This window comes from Aggregatibacter aphrophilus ATCC 33389, assembly GCF_900636915.1.
Taxonomy (GTDB): Bacteria; Pseudomonadota; Gammaproteobacteria; order Enterobacterales; family Pasteurellaceae; genus Aggregatibacter; species Aggregatibacter aphrophilus.
Genome location: NZ_LR134327.1, coordinates 1,072,371 through 1,094,112, shown reverse-complemented (window position 1 = coordinate 1,094,112; position 21,742 = coordinate 1,072,371). Strand labels below are relative to the sequence as shown.

Annotated in this window: 20 protein-coding genes and 1 pseudogene; 8 read left to right on the top strand and 13 right to left on the bottom strand. The window is 41.7% G+C overall.

Annotated elements, in window-relative coordinates; all coding sequences use genetic code 11:
* Positions 1 to 63: 63 nt before the first annotated feature.
* Positions 64 to 1,146, top strand: a complete 1,083-nt coding sequence (gene glpQ, locus EL144_RS05270; RefSeq protein WP_005704973.1) for a glycerophosphodiester phosphodiesterase — start codon at positions 64 to 66, stop codon at positions 1,144 to 1,146.
* A gap of 143 nt (positions 1,147 to 1,289) precedes the next feature.
* On the opposite strand, the gene ilvC is transcribed toward glpQ, so the two are convergent.
* Positions 1,290 to 2,768, bottom strand: coding sequence for a ketol-acid reductoisomerase (gene ilvC / locus EL144_RS05265; RefSeq protein WP_005704974.1), 1,479 nt, complete (start codon positions 2,766 to 2,768; stop codon positions 1,290 to 1,292).
* Positions 2,769 to 3,378: 610 nt separating this feature from the next.
* Between ilvC and ilvY the strand changes: the two genes are divergently transcribed.
* Entirely contained in the window at positions 3,379 to 5,028 is a 1,650-nt protein-coding gene (gene ilvY / locus EL144_RS11770) for an HTH-type transcriptional activator IlvY (protein ID WP_407923676.1), read from the top strand.
* On the opposite strand, the gene aroE is transcribed toward ilvY, so the two are convergent.
* From aroE to EL144_RS05245, 3 genes are read right to left on the bottom strand one after another with little or no spacing between them, the layout of a single operon-like run.
* Positions 5,023 to 5,823 carry a shikimate dehydrogenase gene (gene aroE, locus EL144_RS05255; protein ID WP_005704977.1) on the bottom strand — a complete coding sequence of 267 codons (801 nt, stop codon included), beginning with the start codon at positions 5,821 to 5,823 and terminating at the stop codon, positions 5,023 to 5,025. The genes ilvY and aroE overlap by 6 nt on opposite strands.
* A 3-nt stretch (positions 5,824 to 5,826) precedes the next feature.
* Positions 5,827 to 6,378 carry a Sua5/YciO/YrdC/YwlC family protein gene (locus tag EL144_RS05250; protein WP_005704979.1) on the bottom strand — a complete coding sequence of 184 codons (552 nt, stop codon included), beginning with the start codon at positions 6,376 to 6,378 and terminating at the stop codon, positions 5,827 to 5,829.
* Positions 6,379 to 6,382: 4 nt separating this feature from the next.
* Complete coding sequence (locus EL144_RS05245; protein WP_032995449.1) at positions 6,383 to 6,931, bottom strand: DNA topoisomerase family protein; 549 nt, start codon at positions 6,929 to 6,931, stop codon at positions 6,383 to 6,385.
* A gap of 165 nt (positions 6,932 to 7,096) precedes the next feature.
* On the opposite strand from EL144_RS05245, the gene rmuC reads away from it, so the two are divergent.
* Together rmuC and glpE are read left to right on the top strand one after the other, a co-directional pair.
* Positions 7,097 to 8,713, top strand: a complete 1,617-nt coding sequence (gene rmuC / locus EL144_RS05240; RefSeq protein WP_005704981.1) for a DNA recombination protein RmuC — start codon at positions 7,097 to 7,099, stop codon at positions 8,711 to 8,713.
* Positions 8,714 to 8,962: 249 nt separating this feature from the next.
* Entirely contained in the window at positions 8,963 to 9,289 is a 327-nt protein-coding gene (gene glpE / locus EL144_RS05235) for a thiosulfate sulfurtransferase GlpE (RefSeq protein ID WP_005704982.1), read from the top strand.
* On the opposite strand, the gene EL144_RS05230 is transcribed toward glpE, so the two are convergent.
* A complete protein-coding gene (locus tag EL144_RS05230) occupies positions 9,286 to 9,600 on the bottom strand; it encodes a DUF5389 domain-containing protein (protein ID WP_032995425.1) in 315 nt (104 codons plus the stop codon). The genes glpE and EL144_RS05230 overlap by 4 nt on opposite strands.
* 41 nt (positions 9,601 to 9,641) lie before the next feature.
* Here EL144_RS05230 and EL144_RS05225 point away from each other — a divergent pair, with 41 nt between their 5' ends.
* The 4 genes from EL144_RS05225 (at position 9,642) to EL144_RS05210 (ending at position 15,558) form a co-directional block, all read left to right on the top strand.
* Positions 9,642 to 10,511, top strand: a complete 870-nt coding sequence (locus EL144_RS05225; RefSeq protein ID WP_005704984.1) for a rhomboid family intramembrane serine protease — start codon at positions 9,642 to 9,644, stop codon at positions 10,509 to 10,511.
* A gap of 63 nt (positions 10,512 to 10,574) precedes the next feature.
* Positions 10,575 to 11,330 carry a DeoR/GlpR family transcriptional regulator gene (locus EL144_RS05220; RefSeq protein ID WP_032995427.1) on the top strand — a complete coding sequence of 252 codons (756 nt, stop codon included), beginning with the start codon at positions 10,575 to 10,577 and terminating at the stop codon, positions 11,328 to 11,330.
* A gap of 309 nt (positions 11,331 to 11,639) precedes the next feature.
* The gene (locus EL144_RS05215; RefSeq protein WP_005701732.1) at positions 11,640 to 14,414 is read left to right on the top strand and encodes a TonB-dependent receptor domain-containing protein; all 2,775 of its coding nucleotides are present in this window, start codon (positions 11,640 to 11,642) and stop codon (positions 14,412 to 14,414) included.
* A gap of 28 nt (positions 14,415 to 14,442) precedes the next feature.
* Complete coding sequence (locus EL144_RS05210) at positions 14,443 to 15,558, top strand: DNA primase family protein (RefSeq protein WP_005704988.1); 1,116 nt, start codon at positions 14,443 to 14,445, stop codon at positions 15,556 to 15,558.
* A 164-nt stretch (positions 15,559 to 15,722) separates the two neighbouring features.
* Here EL144_RS05210 and EL144_RS05205 read toward each other — a convergent pair whose 3' ends face one another.
* The 8 genes and pseudogenes from EL144_RS05205 to EL144_RS11530 all read right to left on the bottom strand — a co-directional run.
* Positions 15,723 to 16,511: a tyrosine-type recombinase/integrase gene (locus tag EL144_RS05205; RefSeq protein WP_407923677.1), complete on the bottom strand. Its 789-nt coding sequence runs from the start codon at positions 16,509 to 16,511 to the stop codon at positions 15,723 to 15,725.
* Between the two features lie 287 nt (positions 16,512 to 16,798).
* Positions 16,799 to 17,740, bottom strand: coding sequence for a hypothetical protein (locus EL144_RS05200; protein ID WP_005704990.1), 942 nt, complete (start codon positions 17,738 to 17,740; stop codon positions 16,799 to 16,801).
* Between the two features lie 3 nt (positions 17,741 to 17,743).
* On the bottom strand, positions 17,744 to 18,193 hold the full coding sequence (locus tag EL144_RS05195) for a hypothetical protein (RefSeq protein WP_005704991.1): 450 nt from the start codon (positions 18,191 to 18,193) through the stop codon (positions 17,744 to 17,746).
* Positions 18,174 to 18,776 carry a hypothetical protein gene (locus tag EL144_RS05190; RefSeq protein ID WP_005704992.1) on the bottom strand — a complete coding sequence of 201 codons (603 nt, stop codon included), beginning with the start codon at positions 18,774 to 18,776 and terminating at the stop codon, positions 18,174 to 18,176. Before EL144_RS05190 ends, EL144_RS05195 begins: the two co-directional genes overlap by 20 nt.
* A gap of 300 nt (positions 18,777 to 19,076) precedes the next feature.
* Positions 19,077 to 20,900 (bottom strand): DNA primase family protein, encoded by a 1,824-nt coding sequence (locus EL144_RS05185; RefSeq protein WP_005704995.1) that lies wholly within the window; start codon positions 20,898 to 20,900, stop codon positions 19,077 to 19,079.
* Positions 20,890 to 21,210, bottom strand: a complete 321-nt coding sequence (locus EL144_RS05180) for a hypothetical protein (protein ID WP_005704996.1) — start codon at positions 21,208 to 21,210, stop codon at positions 20,890 to 20,892. The genes EL144_RS05185 and EL144_RS05180 overlap by 11 nt, the downstream gene beginning before the upstream one ends.
* A complete protein-coding gene (locus EL144_RS11535; protein ID WP_032995428.1) occupies positions 21,203 to 21,397 on the bottom strand; it encodes a host cell division inhibitor Icd-like protein in 195 nt (64 codons plus the stop codon). The genes EL144_RS05180 and EL144_RS11535 overlap by 8 nt, the downstream gene beginning before the upstream one ends.
* Before the next feature lie 45 nt (positions 21,398 to 21,442).
* Positions 21,443 to 21,580 (bottom strand): annotated as a pseudogene (locus tag EL144_RS11530) (host cell division inhibitor Icd-like protein); the annotation flags it as partial.
* Positions 21,581 to 21,742: the final 162 nt, after the last annotated feature.

Below are 21,742 nucleotides of genomic sequence, written 5' to 3'. Positions count from 1 at the left end.
AAACGGAGGGAGGGATATAAAAAACAAGCCCAAAATCAACCGCATCTTCAAGGAGAAATGCTTATGAAACTTAAAACGTTAGCCCTTAGCTTAATTGCAGCAACCGTTTTAGCCGGTTGTAGCGCAAATTATCACAAAGGTTATGATATGGATAAAATTATTATTGCCCATCGTGGCGCCAGCGGCTATTTGCCGGAGCATACACTGGAATCAAAAGCCCTTGCCTTTGCCCAACACGCGGATTATTTGGAGCAAGATTTAGCGATGACAAAAGACGGTCGTTTAGTGGTAATTCATGATCACTTCTTAGACGGATTAACTGATGTGGCGAAAAAATTCCCGAATCGTCACCGTAAAGATAGTCGCTACTATGTGATCGACTTTACACTGAAAGAAATTCAAAGTTTGAATATGACAGAAAACTTTGAAACCAAAGATGGCAAACAAGTTACCGTTTATCCGGGACGTTTCCCGCTTTGGAAATCCCACTTCAAAATTCATACCTTTGAAGATGAGCTTGAATTTATTCAAGGGTTAGAAAAATCGACAGGCAAAAAAGTGGGGATTTATCCTGAAATTAAAGCGCCTTGGTTCCACCACAAAAATGGTAAAGACATTGCCGCAGCAACCCTTAATGTGTTGAAAAAATACGGTTATGACAAGAAAACCGACAAGGTTTATTTGCAAACTTTCGATTTCAATGAGTTAAAACGCATTAAAACCGAATTGTTGCCGAAAATGGGCATGGATTTGAAATTGGTTCAATTAGTGGCCTACACCGATTGGCATGAAACCGAAGAAAAAGATGCGAAAGGCAAATGGGTGAACTACGATTACGATTGGATGTTCAAACCGGGCGCCATGGCGGAAGTGGTGAAATATGCCGATGGTGTTGGGCCGGGCTGGTATATGTTAATTGACAAAGAAAAATCCAAACCGGGCAAAATTGAATATACACCTTTAGTGAAAGAATTGGCGCAATATAAGGTTGAATTGCACCCATACACCGTGCGTAAAGATGCATTGCCTGAATTCTTTACTGATGTGAATCAAATGTATGACGCGTTGCTCAATAAATCCGGCGCTACCGGTGTGTTTACCGACTTCCCGGATACCGGCGTGGAATTTTTGAAAAAACATAAATAATTCAAGATTGAATGAAACAATAAAAAGAACGGATCCATAAGATTCGTTCTTTTTTTTATAAGAAAAACCGACCGCACTTTTATCGAATCAAAGGTATAAAAAAGCCGACAATGCTGTCGGCTTTCGTGTGATGAATATCTTAATTAACCTTGTAATGAAACGCGTTTCATATCTTTCATGTAACCACGCAATTCTTGACCGATTAATTCTACCGGATGATTGCGGATTTCATCGTTCACATCGCGTAAAGTGATGTTGTCTATTTCCACGGTTGGTGTCGGTTCACCGATGTCGCCTTTGCGTAAAGTTGGCACCAATGCTTTTTGCATAATCGGGCCGGCAACGTTAGCGAATAAGTAGTTACCGTATTCTGCGGTGTCGGAAATCACCACGTTCATTTCATATAAACGTTTACGCGCAATCGTGTTGGCGATTAACGGCAATTCGTGTAAGGACTCGTAGTAAGCGGATTCTTCGTAAATGCCGCTGGCCACCATGGTATCGAATGCCAATTCAACACCGGCTTTAACCATCGCAATCATTAACACGCCATGGTCGAAATATTCTTGCTCGCTGATTTTGCCATCGTATTTCGGTGCGTTTTCAAAAGCGGTTTTGCCGGTTTCTTCACGCCATTTTAATAGGTTGGCATCACCGTTTGCCCAGTCTTCCATCATCACACGGGAGAATTCACCGCTGATGATATCGTCCATGTGTTTGGCAAATAAGAACGCCAATTCTTCTTTGATTTGTTCCGCTAACTCGAACGCACGCAATTTTGCGCTGTTGGATAAGCGATCCATCATCAACGTGATACCGCCTTGTTTTAAGGCTTCGGTGATGGTTTCCCAACCGTATTGCACTAATTTGCCTGCATAGGCCGGATCTTTGCCGTCAGCCACTAATTTGTCGTAGCAAATGATAGAACCCGCTTGCAACATACCGCAAAGGATGGTTTGCTCACCCATTAAGTCGGATTTGACTTCCGCCACGAAAGAAGATTCCAACACGCCTGCACGATGACCACCGGTTGCCGCCGCCCAAGCTTTGGCAATTTCTAAACCTTCGCCTTGTGGGTCATTTTCAGGGTGCACGGCGATCAACGTCGGCACGCCAAAACCACGTTTGTACTCTTCACGTACTTCTGTACCCGGGCATTTTGGTGCCACCATCACGACGGTGATGTCGGGACGGATTTGTTCGCCCACTTCAACAATGTTTAAACCGTGGGAATAGCCCAATGCCGCGCCTTTTTTCATTAACGGCATAACATCAGCAACCACTTTGGAGTGTTGTTTGTCCGGGGTGAGGTTAATGACTAAATCGGCTGTTGGAATAAGTTCTTCATAAGTGCCCACTTTAAAGCCATTTTCACTGGCACGTTGGAATGACGCACGTTTTTCTGCGATGGCTTCCGGACGTAATGCGTAGCTGATGTCTAGACCTGAATCACGCATATTTAACCCTTGGTTTAACCCTTGTGCACCGCAACCGACGATAACGATTTTCTTGCCTTTCAAGAAATCCGCTTCAGTTGCGAACTCACTGCGATCCATAAAACGGCAACGACCTAATTGATCTAATTGTTGGCGTAAGTTTAAAGTATTGAAATAATTAGCCATGATGTTTTCCTTTTGTGTGGGAGTATTTGTTTAGGTTTGGGTGATTATAGGGTGTTTTGGTGTTGCGTAAAGTGATATTATTGGGATTGTGTGTTGCGGTTTTTGCAATTACATATGATGAGAGGGATTTCGCCCTAGGGCGACCTACTTTTTCTTTGCTTGTGCAAAGTAAAAGTAGGCAAAAAGAAAGCACACCCCAGCTTCACCGCTGTTCTTCGCTTGATTGTAATTTTTTTAACGGAAATTTTCGAACTCGCCGCAAGCGGCTCAAACAGGCGAAAATTTCCTAAAAATTACAAGTCGCTCAGGCGGTTCAGATGGGGCCCTAAATTTGTCCGAGTATTATTAACGTTAAAGTGCGGTTAATTTTTTAAGTGTTTTTATTTGAAATAACGATTTTAAAATCGATCGTATTTTTAGAATGATGCTCGGAAAAATGGGTCCCCGTGTAAGACGCCCTTATGGAAAGGCAATTTTTAGCTAAATTTCGCTTTGTTTGAGCGAAGCGAGTTCGAAATTTAGCGTCAAGAAAATTGCGTTGAAATAAGGACAAGCGGCTTATCCGGGGTGCCCTTTCTTTTGGTTCGTTTTCTTTGGGCAAGCAAAGAAAATGAACTCATACTCGACGACGTTGAGTACGAAACCCAAATCAAACTTAAGTAAAACAAATATTATGAATTTTAACGATCTCAAAATCTTCATCACCCTCACCCAAACCCAAAACTTCGCCAAAACGGCGGCGTTGCACCATATGTCGCCGTCAACCTTGTCCCGCCAAATTCAAAAAATCGAAGAGGAATTGGGGCAGCAGCTTTTGTGGCGGGATAATCGTCAGGTGTCGTTAACACCGAATGGTGAGGTGTTTTTGGCGTTTGCACAGCAGCAATGGCAGAATTGGCTGTTGTTTCAGCAGCAGTTGCATAGCCAAGAGGAAGAGCTTAGCGGGGAGCTCAAGCTGTATTGCTCGGTGACAGCGGCGTATAGCCATTTGCCGGGGATTTTGGATAAATTCCGTGCGCATTATCCGAAAGTGGAAATTCAACTGACCACAGGCGATCCGGCGCAGGCGGTACATTTGGTGCAGGCGCAACAGGTGGATTTGGCGTTGGCAGGGAAACCGCCGATATTGCCGAGTGCGGTGACGTTTCATTATATCAATGATATTGCGTTGTCGATGATTGCGCCTCGTGTGGCATGTTCGGCGACACAGTTATTGCAGCAAGATCCTATCAATTGGCAGCAAGTTCCCTTCATTTTGCCGTTAGATGGCATGGCTCGGCAGCGGATCGAAGAATGGTTTAAACAAAAAGGCATTAAACACCCGAAAATCTATGCCACCGTGGCGGGGCATGAAGGCATTGTGTCCATGGTGGCGCTGGGCTGCGGCTTGGCGATGTTGCCGGATGTGGTGATTAAAAATAGCCCGTTGAACAGCCAAATTTCTACCTTGCTGTTGCCTTTGAGCGGAACGGATATTTTCGGCTATCGCATTGTTTTTACCTTGCCTTTTGTCGCGGCTGCCGTAGCGTTATTTAAGCAGAAAGCGGCGATCATCGCCCATTTAAAACGCATTCAAGAACGACCGCTCTTTGTCTTGGCGTTTATCTTCACCAGTACCTTAATGGGCTTTCAAATGTGGTTGTTTCTGTGGGCGCCGAATAACGGCAGTTCGATTAGCGTTTCCTTTGGCTATTTATTGTTGCCGTTGGTGATGGTGGCAGCTGCGCGGATTATCTTTAAAGAACGCATTTCCCGCATTAAATTTTTGGCGGTGTTGATCGCTGCGGTCGGGGTGATTTCCAATATTGTCTTGAAAGGGGAAATTTCCTGGGAGGCCTCGGTGATTTGCGTGGGTTACACGACTTACTTTGTGGTACGTCGAATTCTGAATATGACCGATCTCGCCGCGTTTTTCTTAGAAATGTTGCTACTTTTGCCTTTTTGCATCTATTTTGCGTGGCAGGTGGATATTGCGCAAGTGCAACAAAGCAATCCGAATATTTTGGTTTTATTACTGATTCTTGGTTTAATCAGCGGTACGGCACTCAATTCCTATATTCTCGCTAGTAACCATTTGCCGATGAACCTGTTGGGGTTGCTAGGCTATGTGGAGCCTTGTTTGATGGTGGGTGTTTCCTTTTTAATCGGCGAAGAAATCGATGCGCAAAGTTACCCGTTGTTTATTTGTTTGGTCATCGCCATGTTATTGATTATCGCCGATGGTGTGTGGCACACTAAACATAGTCCGACCCGCTTATAAGGCTTCAAATAACGGCGCAATGTTCGGCATCACGCCACGCCATAAATGGAAAGCATGCGCCGCCTGCGCCAATAACATCCCAAACCCGTCGCTTCGGTTTTGTACGCCTAACGCACCACAGCGTGCCAAAAACGGCGTGTCTTTTTGTCGATCATATTGCATGTCGTAAACCGCTTTTGCTGCACGTAGAATCTCATCGTTAATTTGTATCGTACCGCCGTGCAGACCTGAGGAGGTCGCATTGATAATCACATCAAAGGATTGCGCGGGAAGTTGACCAAGTTCTACGGCACGAATATTGCCGTAAGGCGAAAATTTCTCTGCCAGTTGTTGCGCTTTGGCTAAAGTGCGGTTGGCAATCACAATGTTTTGCTGTGCATGTAAAAGCGGTAACAATACGCCTTTTGTGGCACCGCCTGCGCCTAAAATGAGTAGGGTTTGATTCGGCTTAAGCCAATTTAACCGTTGTAAATCCGTCACTAATCCTGTGCCGTCAGTATTGTCCGCATACAGTGTGCCGTCGTCTAATTTTTTCAACGTATTGCAGGCTTCCGCCATCAGACAACGCTCACTGTGTGCATCTGCCAGCTTGAACGCCCGTTCTTTGAAAGGCGAGGTGATATTACATCCCGCCGCACCCTGCGCAAAAAACGCCGATAATTGCCGTTCAAAATCCTGTTCATCGCCTAACATGGCATCGTATTGCACGTCTTGTGCGGTTTGTTCGGCGAAAATGCGGTGAATTTGCGGCGACTTGCTTTGAGCGATAGGGTTGCCCCAAACGGCATATAACATGATTTATCCTTGACGAAAAACTTGGTTGGTGAAAATGTCGCGAATTTCTGATGGATTCACTGCATCGCCCACAGGCATATCCAGCACCGGGAAATCCGTGCCGAATTGCTGTGTCACTTCTTGTGCCGTGCGGCAGGGGGGCCGTCCGGTTAAATTCGCGCTGGTGGAGGTGAGTGCAAAGCCCGCCTGTTCGCATAACAGCTTAACGGCAGGGTGTTGGCTGATGCGCACTGCAATGCTGTCAAAATCGCCGGTAAGAAATTTAGGTGTCGTTGTTTTTGCCGGTACGACCCATGTCGTTGGCCGATCATATTGCGTGGTTAAGCGTTGCCAATGTTCTTCCATCAAACGGCTTTCATCTATAAAAGGCAACAGAAAATCCAAGCTCGGCGCAATTAAAATTAGCCCTTTTGACATGGGGCGCTGTTTTAAAACCAGTAAATTTTCCACCGCACTTTGGCTGTTTGGATTACAACCTAAGCCAAAAACCGCTTCGGTAGGGTAGGCAACGACTTGCTGATTTTTTAAATGGTTAACAATCTCTTGTAAATTCATGAGGTTACTCGGTTGTAAAAATATGGCGGCAGGTTTTATTCACACATTGCCAAGTGCGTTGTTCGCCCTGTTGTTTTTTTAATAAGGCTAAATTGCCGTGGCATTGCGGGCAATCCACTAAATAAGGTTTAGTTGGCACGGAAAACTTACAATGCGGAAAACGGTTGCAGGCGTAAAATAGCTTGCCGGCACGTCCACGCCGCGCCACTAACTGCCCTTCTTTACATTCCGGGCAAAGTACGTGTTCTTCCGTTTCGTCTTCTGTTTCTTCATGCACCACAAAATGACACTCAGGATAATTGCTACAACCGATAAACATGCCGAAATGCCCTTGTTTTAACGCCAATAAATGGCCACATTGGGGGCAGGTTTGTTCCAATATTTTAAGGGTTTTTACTTCGTTTGAAGCCTGTAACGGTTTTAAGTAATCACATTGCGGATAGGCAGAACACCCGAGAAACAGCCCTTTTTTGCCTTGTTTTATTTGCAACAACGCACCGCACTGCGGGCAGTGTTCCTCGTGTTTGGTAGGCTGAAATAAAGGTTGGTTCATGGCATGCCCTAAAAGTGCGGTGATTTTTCTCGACAAATATTCAAACGGTTCGCGCGCCATTCTACCGTAAGTTTTGCGCCTTTTGCCACCCATGAAATGAAAAAGCAAAAGGTCGGCAAAGGCCACGGATTTCCTTTATACTAACGCCCAATATTAGGAGGGAACATGTTTGCATTGGATATTGATTTAAATGTGTTATTGGGCGTCTGTGTCGCATTGGGCGTGCTTTGCCTTATCTTGCTTTTTGTCAACGCGCGCCGGAAACGGGATAGCCTGGAATTACAACAGGATTTAAATAAAAACATTGAGGATTTTAATCGCTTATTAGAAAAATTTGATGCCGTTACTGCCCGTAAAAATCAATTAGAACAAGAGGTAGTGAAAGCGCAAACCACGGCGGATGGGCTACAAATTCGCTTAAACGAACGGGATGAAAAAGTACAGTATTTGCAAACGGAACTGAACGAAGAACAGGCGCGCCATTCCGCCATCGCAGAACAAATGACGACGCTGAAAGAACGTTTTGGTGTGGCATCGGCACAGGCGGATAGCTTGCGCGGGCAACTTGCGCAAAGCCAAGCACAGATTGTCCGCAAAGAAGAATTGCTGACAAATTTAACGGAAAAACACACCGCACTTTCCCAGGAACTGGCGGAACTCAAAACCACGTTAACGGAAAAAGAAAAACATTTTGTCGAGCAGCAACAACATGTTGAACAAACCAAACAGCAGCTCAATACGGAATTTCAAAATCTCGCCAATCGTATTTTGGAAGAAAAAAGCCAGCGTTTTCAGCAAACGAACCAAGCGTCAATGGACAGCCTGTTAAAGCCGTTTCGTGAGCAAATTGAGAGCTTCCAAAAACGGGTGAATGAAATTCATTCGGAATCTCTTAAGGACAACGCGGGCTTGGAAGCGGAAATTAAGAAAGTGTTGGAAATTGGTTTGAGTATGTCGCAACAAGCGAACAATCTCACTTCCGCTCTGAAAGGGGAAAAGAAAACCCTTGGTAACTGGGGGGAAATGCAGTTGGAGCGGGCGTTGCAATCTGCCGGCTTAGTGGAAGATGAACATTACACGGCACAGGCGCATTTCAAAAACGAAGAGGGTAAACGCAATTATCCAGACTTTATTCTTAACCTACCGGATGAGAAACATTTGATTATCGACAGCAAAATGTCGCTTAACGCCTATCAAAGTGCAGTCAGTGCTGAAGATGAAATAGAGCGTCAGGCGTTTCTGCGAGAGCACATTAAGGCGTTGCGTAATCACATCGACGACTTATCCCGTAAAGATTACAGCAACCTTATCGGGGTACGTAGTCCGAATTTCGTGTTGATGTTTATTGCCGTGGAACCGGCTTACATTGAAGCCTTAAAAATGGATCCGAGCTTGTTCGGTTATGGTTATGACAAAAACGTCATTATGGTGTCACATACCACGCTGATGCCGATTTTACGCACGGTGGCGAACCTGTGGCGGGTGGAGCGCGGTAATGCGGAAGCGCGTGAAATCAGCGAAAAAGCCGGCGACATTTACAACCAAATCTGCTTACTCGCAGAGCGTTTGGCGAAAGTGGGGAATAGCCTTTCTACCGTCAGTTCGCACTACAACAGCGCTGTTACCGCACTAGTGGGGCAACAAGGTCTCATGGGTAAAGTGGAACGCTTCAAAGATCTCTCAGCCAAAGCCATGAAAACCATGCCCGATGTTGAACCGCTATACCATGATTTTGAAGTGGAACGCTTGTTGGCACATCAAGAGAATAGCGAAGAAGAGTAAGTGCGGTCAGTTTTTTCCATGTTTTTTTGTATTTTATGAATAGTATAAAAAAACGTTGAAATTTCAGCGGGAAATGGTTAATTTTGCATCCCTTTTTAGCTATTTATTTTTATCTCTCTTTGGAAAAAACTATGATGTGGCAGTTCTCGTTGCACTGGTGTTTCTTGGCATCGGCGATTGCCATAGCATATGCAGATAAATATTTTTATAGTGTCGGGCATAAAGCCCACTAAGTTTACTGAATAAAAAATGACAGAATTTATTGAAATTACACCGCAACAAGCATGGGAAATGCTTCAAAATGATGAAGATGCTGTGTTGGCGGACGTGCGTTATGCACAAACCTTTAGTTATGCCCATCCCAAAGGTGCGTTTAATTTAACGGAGCTCAGTTGGCCGAATTTTGAGGCCTCGTATAACTATGATCAGCCGATTATTCTTAGCTGCTATCACGGCATTAGTAGCCGTAATGTGGCAGCGTTTTTATTGCGCCATGGCTATGAAAAGGTTTATAGCCTGCAAGGTGGCTTTGCGGCTTGGGAAAAGGCAAAGCTGCCGTTGGATACAGGGTATTAGTTAAATCCAACGGTGGCTACGTAGTATAAAACGCCGTAAAAAATGACCGCACTTAGGGCTAAACCCTTGCGAGCCAGAGCGGGGCGGCGTTGATGGAGTTTATAGAAAATGCGCGCCACGATGCCTAGCACGAAGGGATAGCCCCAAAGAAAGACTGACATGGCGGTAATTTGATTGTCGCTTAGGTTTGGATTGTTCAATAAATTAGGTGAAATTAACAGCGCCAACGGCCACAATAATACCGGTAAGCAAAAGCCGGCAATCGCCCAAGTGAAAGGGCTGAAGCCCGATGGCAAATTTTGATTTCTCATTTTTTCTCCGTGCATGAAATTTTGGAAAAGGAATATAACAAATGCAGCATTTGTTTGGTAGTGAAATCCCGTTGTTAGCGCAGCATTTTCGTGATTATGTTGCTGAAAAATACCAAGTTGAGTTGGTGATTCAGGAAAATCAAAATGCACAAAATAATGTGGTTTATGATATTTTTCTTCCGGAAAATTCACCGCACTTTGACGAAATTATGGCGGAAAGAGAAAGTTTCTTACAGGCGTGGTTGGAACAACAAAACGCCCGTGCGTGGCAACAAGGTCCCCGTGGTATTCAGGCTCAATCTACAGCGCGCACGTCCTCTCATGTGAATAAGGCTTCCGTTTTTTCTCATATTCAACAGCAAAAAATTACTGTCATCGTGACCGCACTTTGTGTTGTAGTTTATCTTCTCATGCTTTTCGGTTTTGACGAGCCGATTTTTTTGGCAGCACATTTCCCTGAAGATAGCGCCCAGGAAGGTGAAATTTGGCGTTATTTAACACATACTTTGGTGCATTTATCCAATATGCATATTCTATTTAATCTGACTTGGTGGTGGGTTTTTGGTGGTGCTATCGAGCGCCAATTGGGTTCTTTAAAACTCCTGCAAATTTATTTGTTCGCCGGGGTAATAAGCGGCATTGCGCAGAATATTGTCAGCGGCCCCGCATTTTTCGGTTTATCCGGCGTTGTCTATGCCGTGCTGGGCTATGTGTTCGTGTTGGATAAAGTCAATAAGCAAACCCATTTTGAATTACCGGATGGTTTCTTCAATATGTTGGTTATCGGGATTTTGCTTGGATTTGCCGGCCCCTTAATAGACATTCAAATCGGCAATACCGCCCATATTTCAGGTTTATTGGTAGGGATGTTACTGGCATTGATAGATCGAAAAATTCGCGTTAAATCGTGATTTCATTAATAAAATGCGCTACATTAGCAAGCAAAAGTCTTGTTAAAAGAAGGAAAAGTCGTTATGAAACAATCTATTCGTCATCAAAAAATTGTTGAATTAGTAAAACAAAAAGGCTATTTGAGTACGGATGAATTGGTTGCTTTATTTGGAGTGAGTCCGCAAACCATTCGGCGCGATTTAAACGAACTGGCAGAAACCAACTTTATTCGCCGTCACCACGGTGGCGCAGCATCGCCTTCCACGGCAGAAAATAGCGATTATCACGATCGAAAACACTTTTTTTCTCAAGAAAAAAATTGTATCGCAAAACAGGTAGTTCAGTTCATCCCGCACGGTGCTTCGTTGTTTATTGACATCGGCACCACCGCTGAGGCAGTTGCCTTCGCGTTATTAGGACATCAACGATTACGCATCGTCACTAACAATCTCAATGCTGCGCACATTCTTATGCAAAATGATTCCTTTGATATCACCATGGCGAGCGGTTCCTTGCGCCGAGATGGGGGCATCATCGGCGAATCAACCGTCGAATTTTTATCGCAATTTCGTTTAGATTTTGGGGTGTTGGGAATTAGTGCCATTGATTTGGACGGCACTTTACTCGACTACGATTATCATGAAGTGCAAGTCAAACGTGCCATTATCGATAATTCCCGTAATACGTTGTTAGTGACGGATCATTCCAAATTTAGTCGCCGCGCAATGGTAAAACTGGGTTCCATTACAGATGTGGAATATGTCTTCACCGATTCGGATGTTCCGCCAAGTATTGATGATTTACTAAAAAATAAGAATGTAAACCTTGTGGTTTGCTAGATCTTAAACACCTTTTCCCTTCATTTTGGGCATAAAAGTGCGGTGATTTTTCACCGCACTTTTTTTTGTCTTCTACTTTTTTATTTGATTAAAACTTATTTTTTATCATAAAATAAGTAATCTTATTAAATAGATGAATATGTACATTTATTAATCATTTATGCATTTAGAAAATTTATCTTTTTGATTTTATTGAGAAGGCGTTTCAGCAAAAATCTAATATGACAGTGTTGTATTCGTTTATAAATAGATCGATAATAAGAATAATTCTTATTTAATAAAAATACTAACTAAAAGTCTGAGGAGAAAATGCGTAAAACTATCAAGTTAAACTTGATAACATTTTGTCTTTTAAATGTTATCAATATTACCTATGCAGAAGAACAATTAAATCAAATTGATGTGGTTGAAAAAATCATTGCCAACGAGAAAAAACCGTTTACCGAAGCGAAAGCGAAAAGCACAAGGGAACACGTTTTTAAAGAAACTCAAAGTATTGATAATGTAGTACGGAGTATACCAGGTGCCTTTACCCAACAAGATAAAGGTTCTGGTGTGTTGTCGTTAAATATTCGAGGAGAAACGGGATTCGGCCGGGCAAACACGATGGTGGATGGCATTACACAAACATTTTATTCCACATCGATGGATTCCGGGCAAGCCGGCGGTAACTCTCAATTTGGAGCGTCATTAGATCCGAATTTTATTGCTGGAATTGATTTAACGAAGGGGAATTTTAGTGGGACAAACGGCGTGAACTCCTTGTACGGTTCGGCGAATTTCAGAACGTTGGGTGTCAACGATGTGATTTTGGGTGATAAGAACCTAGGTTTTATTATCAAGGGGATGACCGGTACCAATGCAACGAAATCTAACTATATGGCAATGGCGGCTACCAGAAAATGGTTGGATAATGGCGGTTATGTAGGCATGTTATATGGATATAGCCGTCGAGAAGTGTCGCAAGATTATAAAATTGGCGGAGGTGGTAAGAAAATTGCTGATGTTGGTGATGACTTTTTGCAACAACAAAAAAATAAACAATTTACTGAAGCAGGATTTGTTTTTGATCGGGCTAAAGGAAGATGGATGCCTGATTTAAATAAGAACCTATGGGCTTGTAATGCACCAGTTCCATCGCAGCCAGAACCATATGATTGTAAATATTATAAAAATGCAGAGCGTAAAAGAATTCTTGAGGATCCTGATAATTCTCCTGAATTACAGAAACAAATTGATGAAACCAATGCAGCTTTTGAACGCAATAACGAGCAATATCGTTTGGCTCCATTAGATCCAAGCAGTGTTCGCCAAAGCTCTCATAGTCATTTGGTCAAATTGGAGTATGGGGATGATCGCCATACGTTGAATCTGCAATTACGTGCTCTAGATAACGCTATTGGTACCCGTAAAATTGAAAATCGTAACTATCAACTTAACTATAATTTCAATAATAATGGTTATATTGATATGAATTTGTTGTTGGCGCATAACGTGGGTAAATCAAAATATCCTAAAGGTTCACGTTTTACTGGCTGGGAAGTATTGAAATATTTAGAAACGAAGAATGCCGCCGATATTTTTGATATAAGCAATAGTTATACTTTTACGTTGCCGAAAGAAGTGGACTTAAAAACCACGTTAGGTTTTAACTTTTTCAAAAATGAATATAGCAAAAATCGATTCCCTGAAGAGCTAAGTCTGTTTTATGACGGTTCTTCACAGCGGGGTGGTTTATACGATTTTCTAGGGCGTTATAAAGGTTCAAAAGGGCTATTGCCACAAAAATCGAGTATTTTGCACCCTTCCGGCGAACAAAAATTTCATACGTTTTATTTAGATACTTCACTGACTCGCGATATCTATCGACTGGATTACAGCGTAAACTTTATTAAGTATAAATTTAACGGTGAATATGCAGGCTACTACAATTCTCCGGAAGATTTTGAAAAAGCCTTTGGCAAGGATTCTCAAATTTATAAAAAATATTGCAAGCCTAATGGCGGCTGTCAAATTTATGAACCTCTAGAAAGAAAAACTGGCCATAAAACAGCGGTCAACCATTCTGCGATCTTCAGTGCTCATCTTCATGACTACTTTATGCCTTTTATGGGATATGCTAGAACGCACCGTATGCCAAACATTCAAGAAATGTATTTTTCTCAAGTCTCTGATGCTGGCGTTAATACTGATTTAAAACCAGAGCGCGCTTCGACTTATCAATTAGGCTTTAATACTTTTAAAGAAGGTATTTGGAAAAATGATGATGTGTTGGGAATAAAAGTTGTCGGATATCGTAGTTACATCAAAAATTATATTCATAATGTTTGGGGCGAATGGTGGCAAGGCGGTGCGCCTACTTGGGCAGAAAGCAACGGTTTTCAATTTACCATTGCACACCGTAATTATGCTAAAACGGTGAAAAAGAGTGGCGTGGAATTAGAGTTAAATTATGATATGGGCAGATTCTTTACGAATTTATCTTACGCTTATCAAAGAACCAATCAGCCGACCAATTATAGTGATGCTAGCCCTCGTCCGAATAATGCTTCAAAAGAAGATGTTTTAAAACAAGGTTACGGTTTGACTCGAATTTCAGCTCTACCAAGAGATTATGGTCGCCTTGAACTTGGTAGCCGTTGGTTTGACCGAAAATTAACGGTTGGCGGAGCGGTTCGTTATTATGGTGAAAGCAAACGGGCTTCCATTGAGGAAAAATATATTGATGGTACAAAGTTTGAGAAGAATGCCTTAAGACGTCATCATCATGCAATTAAAGAAACGGAAACCATTGAAAAGCAACCGTTAATTTTTGACTTATATGTTAGCTATGAACCGATTGAAAACTTGATTTTGAAAACAGAAGTTCAGAACCTGTTTGATAAGAAGTATATTGATCCGTTGGATGCTGGTAACGATGCGGCAACGCAACGTTATTACAGCAGCATAAGTAGCGCGCCGTCACAGCCTTGTGCACCGGGAGAATTGTGTCATAAGGATGGCCATAGCGGAAAAACACAGTCTATTTTAAATAACTATGCCAGAGGGCGAACCATTGTGTTTAGCTTGAGTTATAAATTTTAACCATACAGCAAAGATTCAAGCGGCCAAAATGGGGGAACAATCCAAGGAGCTATTAGCCTTTAAAAATGGCGTATTAAATCGTTCTATTTTGGAATTTAGCCCACATTGTCGGGAAAACTGGCTCACTTCCTTTATTCCGCACGATTACACAAATCAGGAAGAAAATACACCACACTTTGATAGTTGGTTGAATTTTGTTGCTGATGGTAAGGAAGATAAAAAGCAAGCAATCTTGGGCGCACTTTACGCAATTTTAACGAATCGCCATAACTGGCAGTTATTCTTTGAAGTAACCGGTGATGGTGGCAGCGGAAAATCGGTATTTGCGCAAATTGCCACAATGTTAGCCGGCGAACAAAACACGGAAAGTGGGCGATTAGTCGATTTAGACGAACCGCGCGGCCGTGAAAACTTTGTGAATAAAACGCTCATTCTATGCCCGGAACAATCCCGCTATGGTGGTGATGGTGGTGATGGTGGTGGACTAAAAAGCATTAGTGCGGGTGATTTAGTCAATATCGATCCGAAGCACAAAAGCAAGTTTAAAGCAGTCATTCCCGCGATTGTGCTAATCGTAAACAATGAGCCGACACGCTTCACAGAAAGAAACGGAGGTATTGAACGCCGCAGAGTGATTTTCCACTTCGATAAGGTGGTGCCTGAAAGTAAACGCGATCCGCACTTAATGGATAAGATAGAAGCCGAAGCCGGAGGAATTATTTATAAACTGATTCAGGCTTTTAAAAATCCGCTAGACGCGAAGAAAGCGTTAATTCAACAACAGGAAAGTGCCGAAGCGTTAGAAATAAAAATGAACTCAGATCATTTAACGGTGTTTTGTAGTTATTTCCTAACCTCCCAAGAAAGTAACGGGCTAGGAATTGGCAACGCGAAAACCGGACTTCCAAGAACGCACCTTTACCCTGCTTACTTGGTATTTACTGAAGCCAATAATATTCAAAATGCTTTAACAAAGAATAACTTTACCGAATCATTAAGACAAGGATTGGCACAACATAAAAATAAATATCCATACACCCGCAGGCGAATTACTTCCGGCACGGAAAAAGGAAGATATATCACCAATGTACACTTTAAAGACTTTGACGAGTTTTATAATGAGTACATAAAATCAAATAGATAGTGAAAGGCGCGGCATAAAAACCGCGCTTTTTTTATCTAAAAAGGTGAATACCTAGGTGAATAACTTCGATTTCGTCTTCACCTTATAAGTATTTGAAAAATAAAAGAAAGTAAACGAGTGAACGAGTGAGCGCACTTTTTAAATATTTTCCACGCACATCACTTTTAACGTTCACATTGTTCTACATAATCTCCCCAAAGTTGCATCACCGGCTTGCGTTGTTCAAGGAAATCAGCCCTATCGTAAATCTTGCCTGTTTGCGTACCCGTCTTGTGAGAAATACACATTTCAGCCACTTCATAATCAATACGCTGATCTGCTAAATAAGTGCGTCCGATTGTTCTTAATCCATGAGCTGTTTGTTTATTCTTGTAGCCTAAATCGACTAGCATTTTATTGATTGTTTGACTGCTCATTGGTTGGTTAGACTTAATCCAACTTTGAAAAACATATTCGCTTTTCACAGATATACTTTTCATTTTGTTTAGAATTGCCATAGCTTGGGAAGAAAGAGGAATTACAAAAGGATGCCTTTTCTTCATTCTGTTAGCCGGGATAGTCCATAAAGATTTTTTAAAATCAATTTCAGACCATGTAGCGTTACTTGCTTCAGCAGGGCGTACCATAGTTAATAACTGAAATTTGAATAATAATTTTGTTTGAATGGCCGCACTGGAATACATCACGGCTTTTATTAATTCCGGTAGTTCTTTTGGTGTTATTGCCGGGTTGTTGGAGGATTTTCCAAAGTTAAATACTTCATTGATTCGTAAGCAAGGATTAAAGGCAATTAGACCGTAGTTTACAGCGAAGTTAAGTACTTCATTCAATAGCCGAATAGTGCGCTTTAATGTATCGCCCTTGCCTTGGTTATAGAGTGATTCTAATGCTTCTATAACAACCTTTGGCAGAATTTCATTTATCGGCATATCACCAATAAAAGGACCTGACAGGACTAAATAAATTTTAGTAACTTATTGATATGCTTAAATAATAAATTTTGGCCATTGTTGTCTGGGTACTTTATAGGGTACTAAAAAACAAAATCAATACAATTTATTATGCATTATCCTGCGCTATTTGTTCCGCTTATGGTGGGATATTTGGAATAATTTAAGTTAGTCCGCCAAATTCAACATAATTTAACCTGATTCCGTATTATTCTTAGAAAAGGGTATAAACCTGCCTGCCTTTGGCAAAAAATAAAAATAGCCCCATTTAGGGGCTATTCTGAACGATTTTAACCGGCAAGACAATCCTTGATTAGATAACCGGCTGATTTACCCAATAAGTGCGGTTTGTAAATATCTGTACAGCGAACAATTTGAACTTTCCCGCCGTGCTCAAAACAGGTATCAACAAACAGTCCTTTATTGCGTCTTACTGTATAACCGAAAGAAGGGTCAAAAATATTACCTTTCTTATTTTTGGCTTTATCTGATACATAGGCAAGAATAATGCAATTAGACCAAATTTTTTCTAATTTTCCGCCGACCTGTTGTACCGCTTCACCGACTTTTACTGTTTCAATGCCGATTAGCTCTGCAAATATCTCAGGTGTTAAAATACCAGTACGGGTGTATTTGATACGCTCTAAGATAACTTCATTTTCTTTTAAAACTTTCCAGACGTCTCCCGCAATCACACAAACATTCGGTTTCATACCTATGGATGAAGAAATTGCATAAATACCACTTTCAATAACTTCTAATGGATTGGATTTTTTATTGCTAATTTTGCTGTTCGTATTTAAAGAAATAACATTTTCAGTGCTGTAATTATCGCTATTTTGAGCTAGTTTTGCTGTTTCTACCTCTCGCCCTAGTGCGATGATGTCTTGGGTAACCGATAACGCATATTGTTTTAAAGGATAACTTGCTTCATTGTCTTCTCGGTAGTCAATCGGGTATTCAATATCATGCTCTTCTAATTGCACGTCTAGTGTTGAAATATCTTCCGGGGTTAGTCTATTAGAAGCCCCACGCAATTCGCGTACAGTTCGTGGTTGCGTAAATGCTTGTCGTCCGAATTGTGGGATTTTCCCCGCTTCTTTGCCAATTTCTACCACCGGCATTAAAACTTCACATACTAATTCATTGTTGTAATAACCTTGTGCTAGATTGGTTAATACTGGGTCTTGAATTCGGGCCGTTTGAAGTGTTTGTTGAGTTTGGTTTGTCATTATCTATTCTCCTGATGAAATGATTTCGTTGAAAGCGGTTCTATAATTTACATTATAGGTTCGCATATAATTTTTTATTCTTTCGTCCAACTGATGGGGGGTAAATGGTTCTCCTTCTTGTCGCCAAACAGTAGGCTTTTTATATAAATTTAAATCTATGCTTTCAGTTTGCATTGCTAGATTTACAGGTTGTTGTTTTGCTAAAAAATCTTTGATTTTATCGGTTAGGCATTCCCCTTCGCTAAAGGCGACAAATTCGCCGTTATCGTAGTTTGAAGCAATATCTAACAGTTCTATTGCAAAATCCTGTTGCCGTGGAAGCAATACTCCTTTCTTTAGCAATTCTTCTACATAGTTTGTGTTATTGGCATTTGCCACAATTTTCTTGTTTTCGCTTAATTCGGTAATCAAGCGTTCATTTTCTTTTTTGAGTTCATCTAAATCGTTGGTCATAATTTTTACCTATTGACTGATAATATCTAACGCCGTGCCATAATCTACGCCTAGGGCGTTTTGGAAATACTGTGCTTTTTGATTTAATTCGCCTATTTGGGCGATTGTAGGAATATCCTCCATCACTAAGAAATACAATGTCATTATCTGCACTTAGGTTGGCGATATGTAAGCTAATTTCAGGGTTTAACATCCCCTTAACTGCCGGTTCGTCTTTACCTTTTTCAAGGAATCCAACATGCTTTAAGTAACTGCCCAAGCCTTTCACCGGATTGCCTTTAGATTCAGAAAAATAGACCGCCGAAGAAATTCCGCTGATTTCGCCATTTTTAACTTTGCTAATTAGCTCTTCATTAATTTCTGCTTCGGCAAACAAATGCCCTTCATGATGATAAAGTTTTGTGACGTTTCCATATTGTGGGTTATCGTTTTCAGGGTGTCCGATAACTAAAGGTGCCTTCTTCACATCTGCTGAATAAAATTTAGCAATGCCTTTTATATCCTCCTGACTAAATGTAAATCTACCGTTTCTAGCTCTATGCGTTCCGGTGCGTAAAATCTCAAAAATTGCTTTTCCCATCATACTCTTTACCTTTTTTACTGATGAATCTCACACAATTAAAAGATAAAAAGCTCCCTTTGTGGGTTTGTTATTTCTCAATCAAAATAGAAAGAAAAAAGAATGCAAAAAAAGAAAAAAAAGTTTTGAAAAATTTTTCCACTTAACCACTCAAAACACTCTCAAGCCTTTTTGAATAAGGTTTTATTCAAGTGGTTTAGCTACACTTATGAACACTTTGTAAAGTGGAATTCTAGAAAAATGGTAGATTTCAGACGAAAAAAAGGCGATTTTGTCGCCTTTTCTGAAATTAGTCGTTTAATACTATCCTTCCCACTGTCGAATAGAAAGAACTCTATTCTTCCAATATGCGTTAGTTGTCTCGTTTCCATATAGCATTTTTATTTCAAAAGGTATTTTTTCTCCCGCCTCTTTGAATGCGCCACTTAATGCATTATTAAAGGAAAAGCGATTAATTGGAGATAGGCCATTACATTCACAGTAGAACAAATAGGCGGAGTATAGGCTATCCGGTTTGCCTAATCTGTCACCATAGGGAATAAATCCACCCCTTGCATTCCCTATTCTTAGGGCTTTTTCGTTTCGGTGTTCCCTCAATTCAAAATGCCCTAAAAAGTCAATCAGGTGATTAGATTCGCGTTTTATGTGTCTGCCTTCGTCTAAATCCCGGTATTCTTCCAAAATCGCTCTAGCCGTATCAGAATTTGGGAAAAGGGCTAATAACTTATTCACTATGCCGTAAACTTCCTTTTGTACTTTCTCGGTGAAATGCACGTCCTTTTTCTCTTTCGGAATGGCCCGGTCAAAAGGAATGATTATGCGCCGGCGGGCTATACCCCCGTTTCGGTCGGTGAATAGTAAAGGGTAGTTTGTTACTAACATAAACACTGGCGTGAGTTTTACGGCAAAATCATCAACATAAACCAATTTTACGGTAACGTTATCGCCCCCGGTAATTGCCTTCAATTCGTCCGCGCTTCCCTTGTAGGGCTTTTGGTCGGGCGATATAGCAAGGCTTTTTCCGATTAGCATTGCCCGCTTGCGGTCTATTTCCAATTCTTGAAGGTTGATATAGCCCGTGTTGCTTTCGCCGTTGATAATTGAAACTATTCGGCTGAATACTGATTTTCCCGCGCCGGCGGTGCCGGTGGCTTCTAAAAATAGCCCCCATTCGTGCCGGTTGGTGAGCACCATATAAAGCCCGGCTAAAATCGCGTTCTTTTTGTTTTGGTTGCCGTTACTGACAAATTCAATCCAATCATCAAAGTGCGGTATATTTTGGCTTCGAGTATCACAATCAAATTTTTCTATTGAGCGCAAAAAGTGGTCAATTTTGTGCGGCATGAATTCGCCTGTTTTCTTGCTTAATACCCCGTTTTGAAAGCCGATAAAATCGGGGTTTTGTGTTGGGATTTCATCCGCCTTGATTGCGACTAGGTCGGCAATGGCTTTCAGGCTTCTCACAGTGTATTTGTTATAGCCTTGTTCATGATAGAACGCCATAATCTTGCGTTGAAGGATTGTCTCCGGTAACGCCTGCCAATATAGCCCATTATATTCTAAGGTTTTCCCTATGGTGCTATCTTGGCGGATAGGTTTATCCGTCCATTGTAAAAACGCCTCTGTGATTTCCGGTTGTGTCGGCTTCTCGCTTTCAAAATCAATCATGGGGGATTTTCGGCTCACGCTTTCTGCTACCATTTCTGCCACACTTTCGCCGTTTTGTTCGCGCGTGCGTTTAAGCCATGCTGACAAATTGCCGTCTTCCTGTAGGTGCCCTAAGCTATCGCATAGCGTTAGATTTTGAACATTCGTATTCTTTGCCAAGTTTGCCACCACAGCCGGCAATTCTTCGGAATGTGAAAACTTCCCGAATTGGCAAAGGCGAATAAAAGTGCGGTCGTTTTCGGCAAGGTTTAGAACGTTAATTTCCTCTAACTGGTTTGGGCCTAAAATCACGGGCTTTTGTTTTGGATCTGTTTTTATCGCTTGCGCTAATAAACTCCATTCTAGCCCGTTGCCTTTATCCCATGCCTGCCATGCTTTGGATCCGATTAAAATAATCAATTCCACCCCATCTTGTACTTGGTCGGCTAAATGCGGGGCATTTTTGCGTTTAGCTGTCATGATTACCACCTTGTTCCAGTGTATTCAGATTAGTGTCTGTTTGTTCTCTGCCAGACCGAGCAAGGTCTAATTCGGCACAAAGGTGTTTTAAGGTTGAGCCAATGCCAACCAAAATTGAGCCGTCAATATTTTCTTGTAAAGCATCTAACTCAATGCCATAACTAAAAACAAGATCCGAATACATTTTCAAGGCTTGTGTAGAGTCTTGTTCCGCCTGTTTAAATTGGTTGTAATATTCGGCCATTCTTTCTTGATTGTCGGCGTGTTGGTGTAAATGCTCAAGTAGTGCAATCTGAATAATATTACGCATAAATCCCCCCTAAAGTGCGGTTGTTTTTCACAGTATTTTTAAGGTTGATTTTGCCGGCAAGGATTAAAATAAACTCTTTAGCGAACGCTTTGCGGGCGGTGTGCTCATTGTCGGCGGTAATGCGGATTTTTTGAATGCGGTTTGTAAGATCGGTTCGGCGTATGCCGGCAAAAATGAATTGATACATTTGCGTAACTCCACTGAAAAATTGATTGGAAGTTACCGCTAAAGTTCTCAGGCTTGGGCGGTAACGTGTAACGGGCTGAGAAACTGTCATCAGTGGAAAACAGCAAAGGGCGAAACCTTTCCCGCTACACGCTACCATAGATGGACGCGCTAGGCGTTCTTGGGGTGCGTGTGCGCTACGCATAAAAAACACGCAATAGGCGTGTTCTGCGCCACTGATAAATGATTCGAGTTCTCAGGCTCGGCGGTTGATTTTGTAAGCACGGCAAAATAATGCCAAAAGCCACCGCACTTTGTAAAGCGTTTTTTGGCAAATTGGTGAAATATTTTGCTAAAATGTGAATTA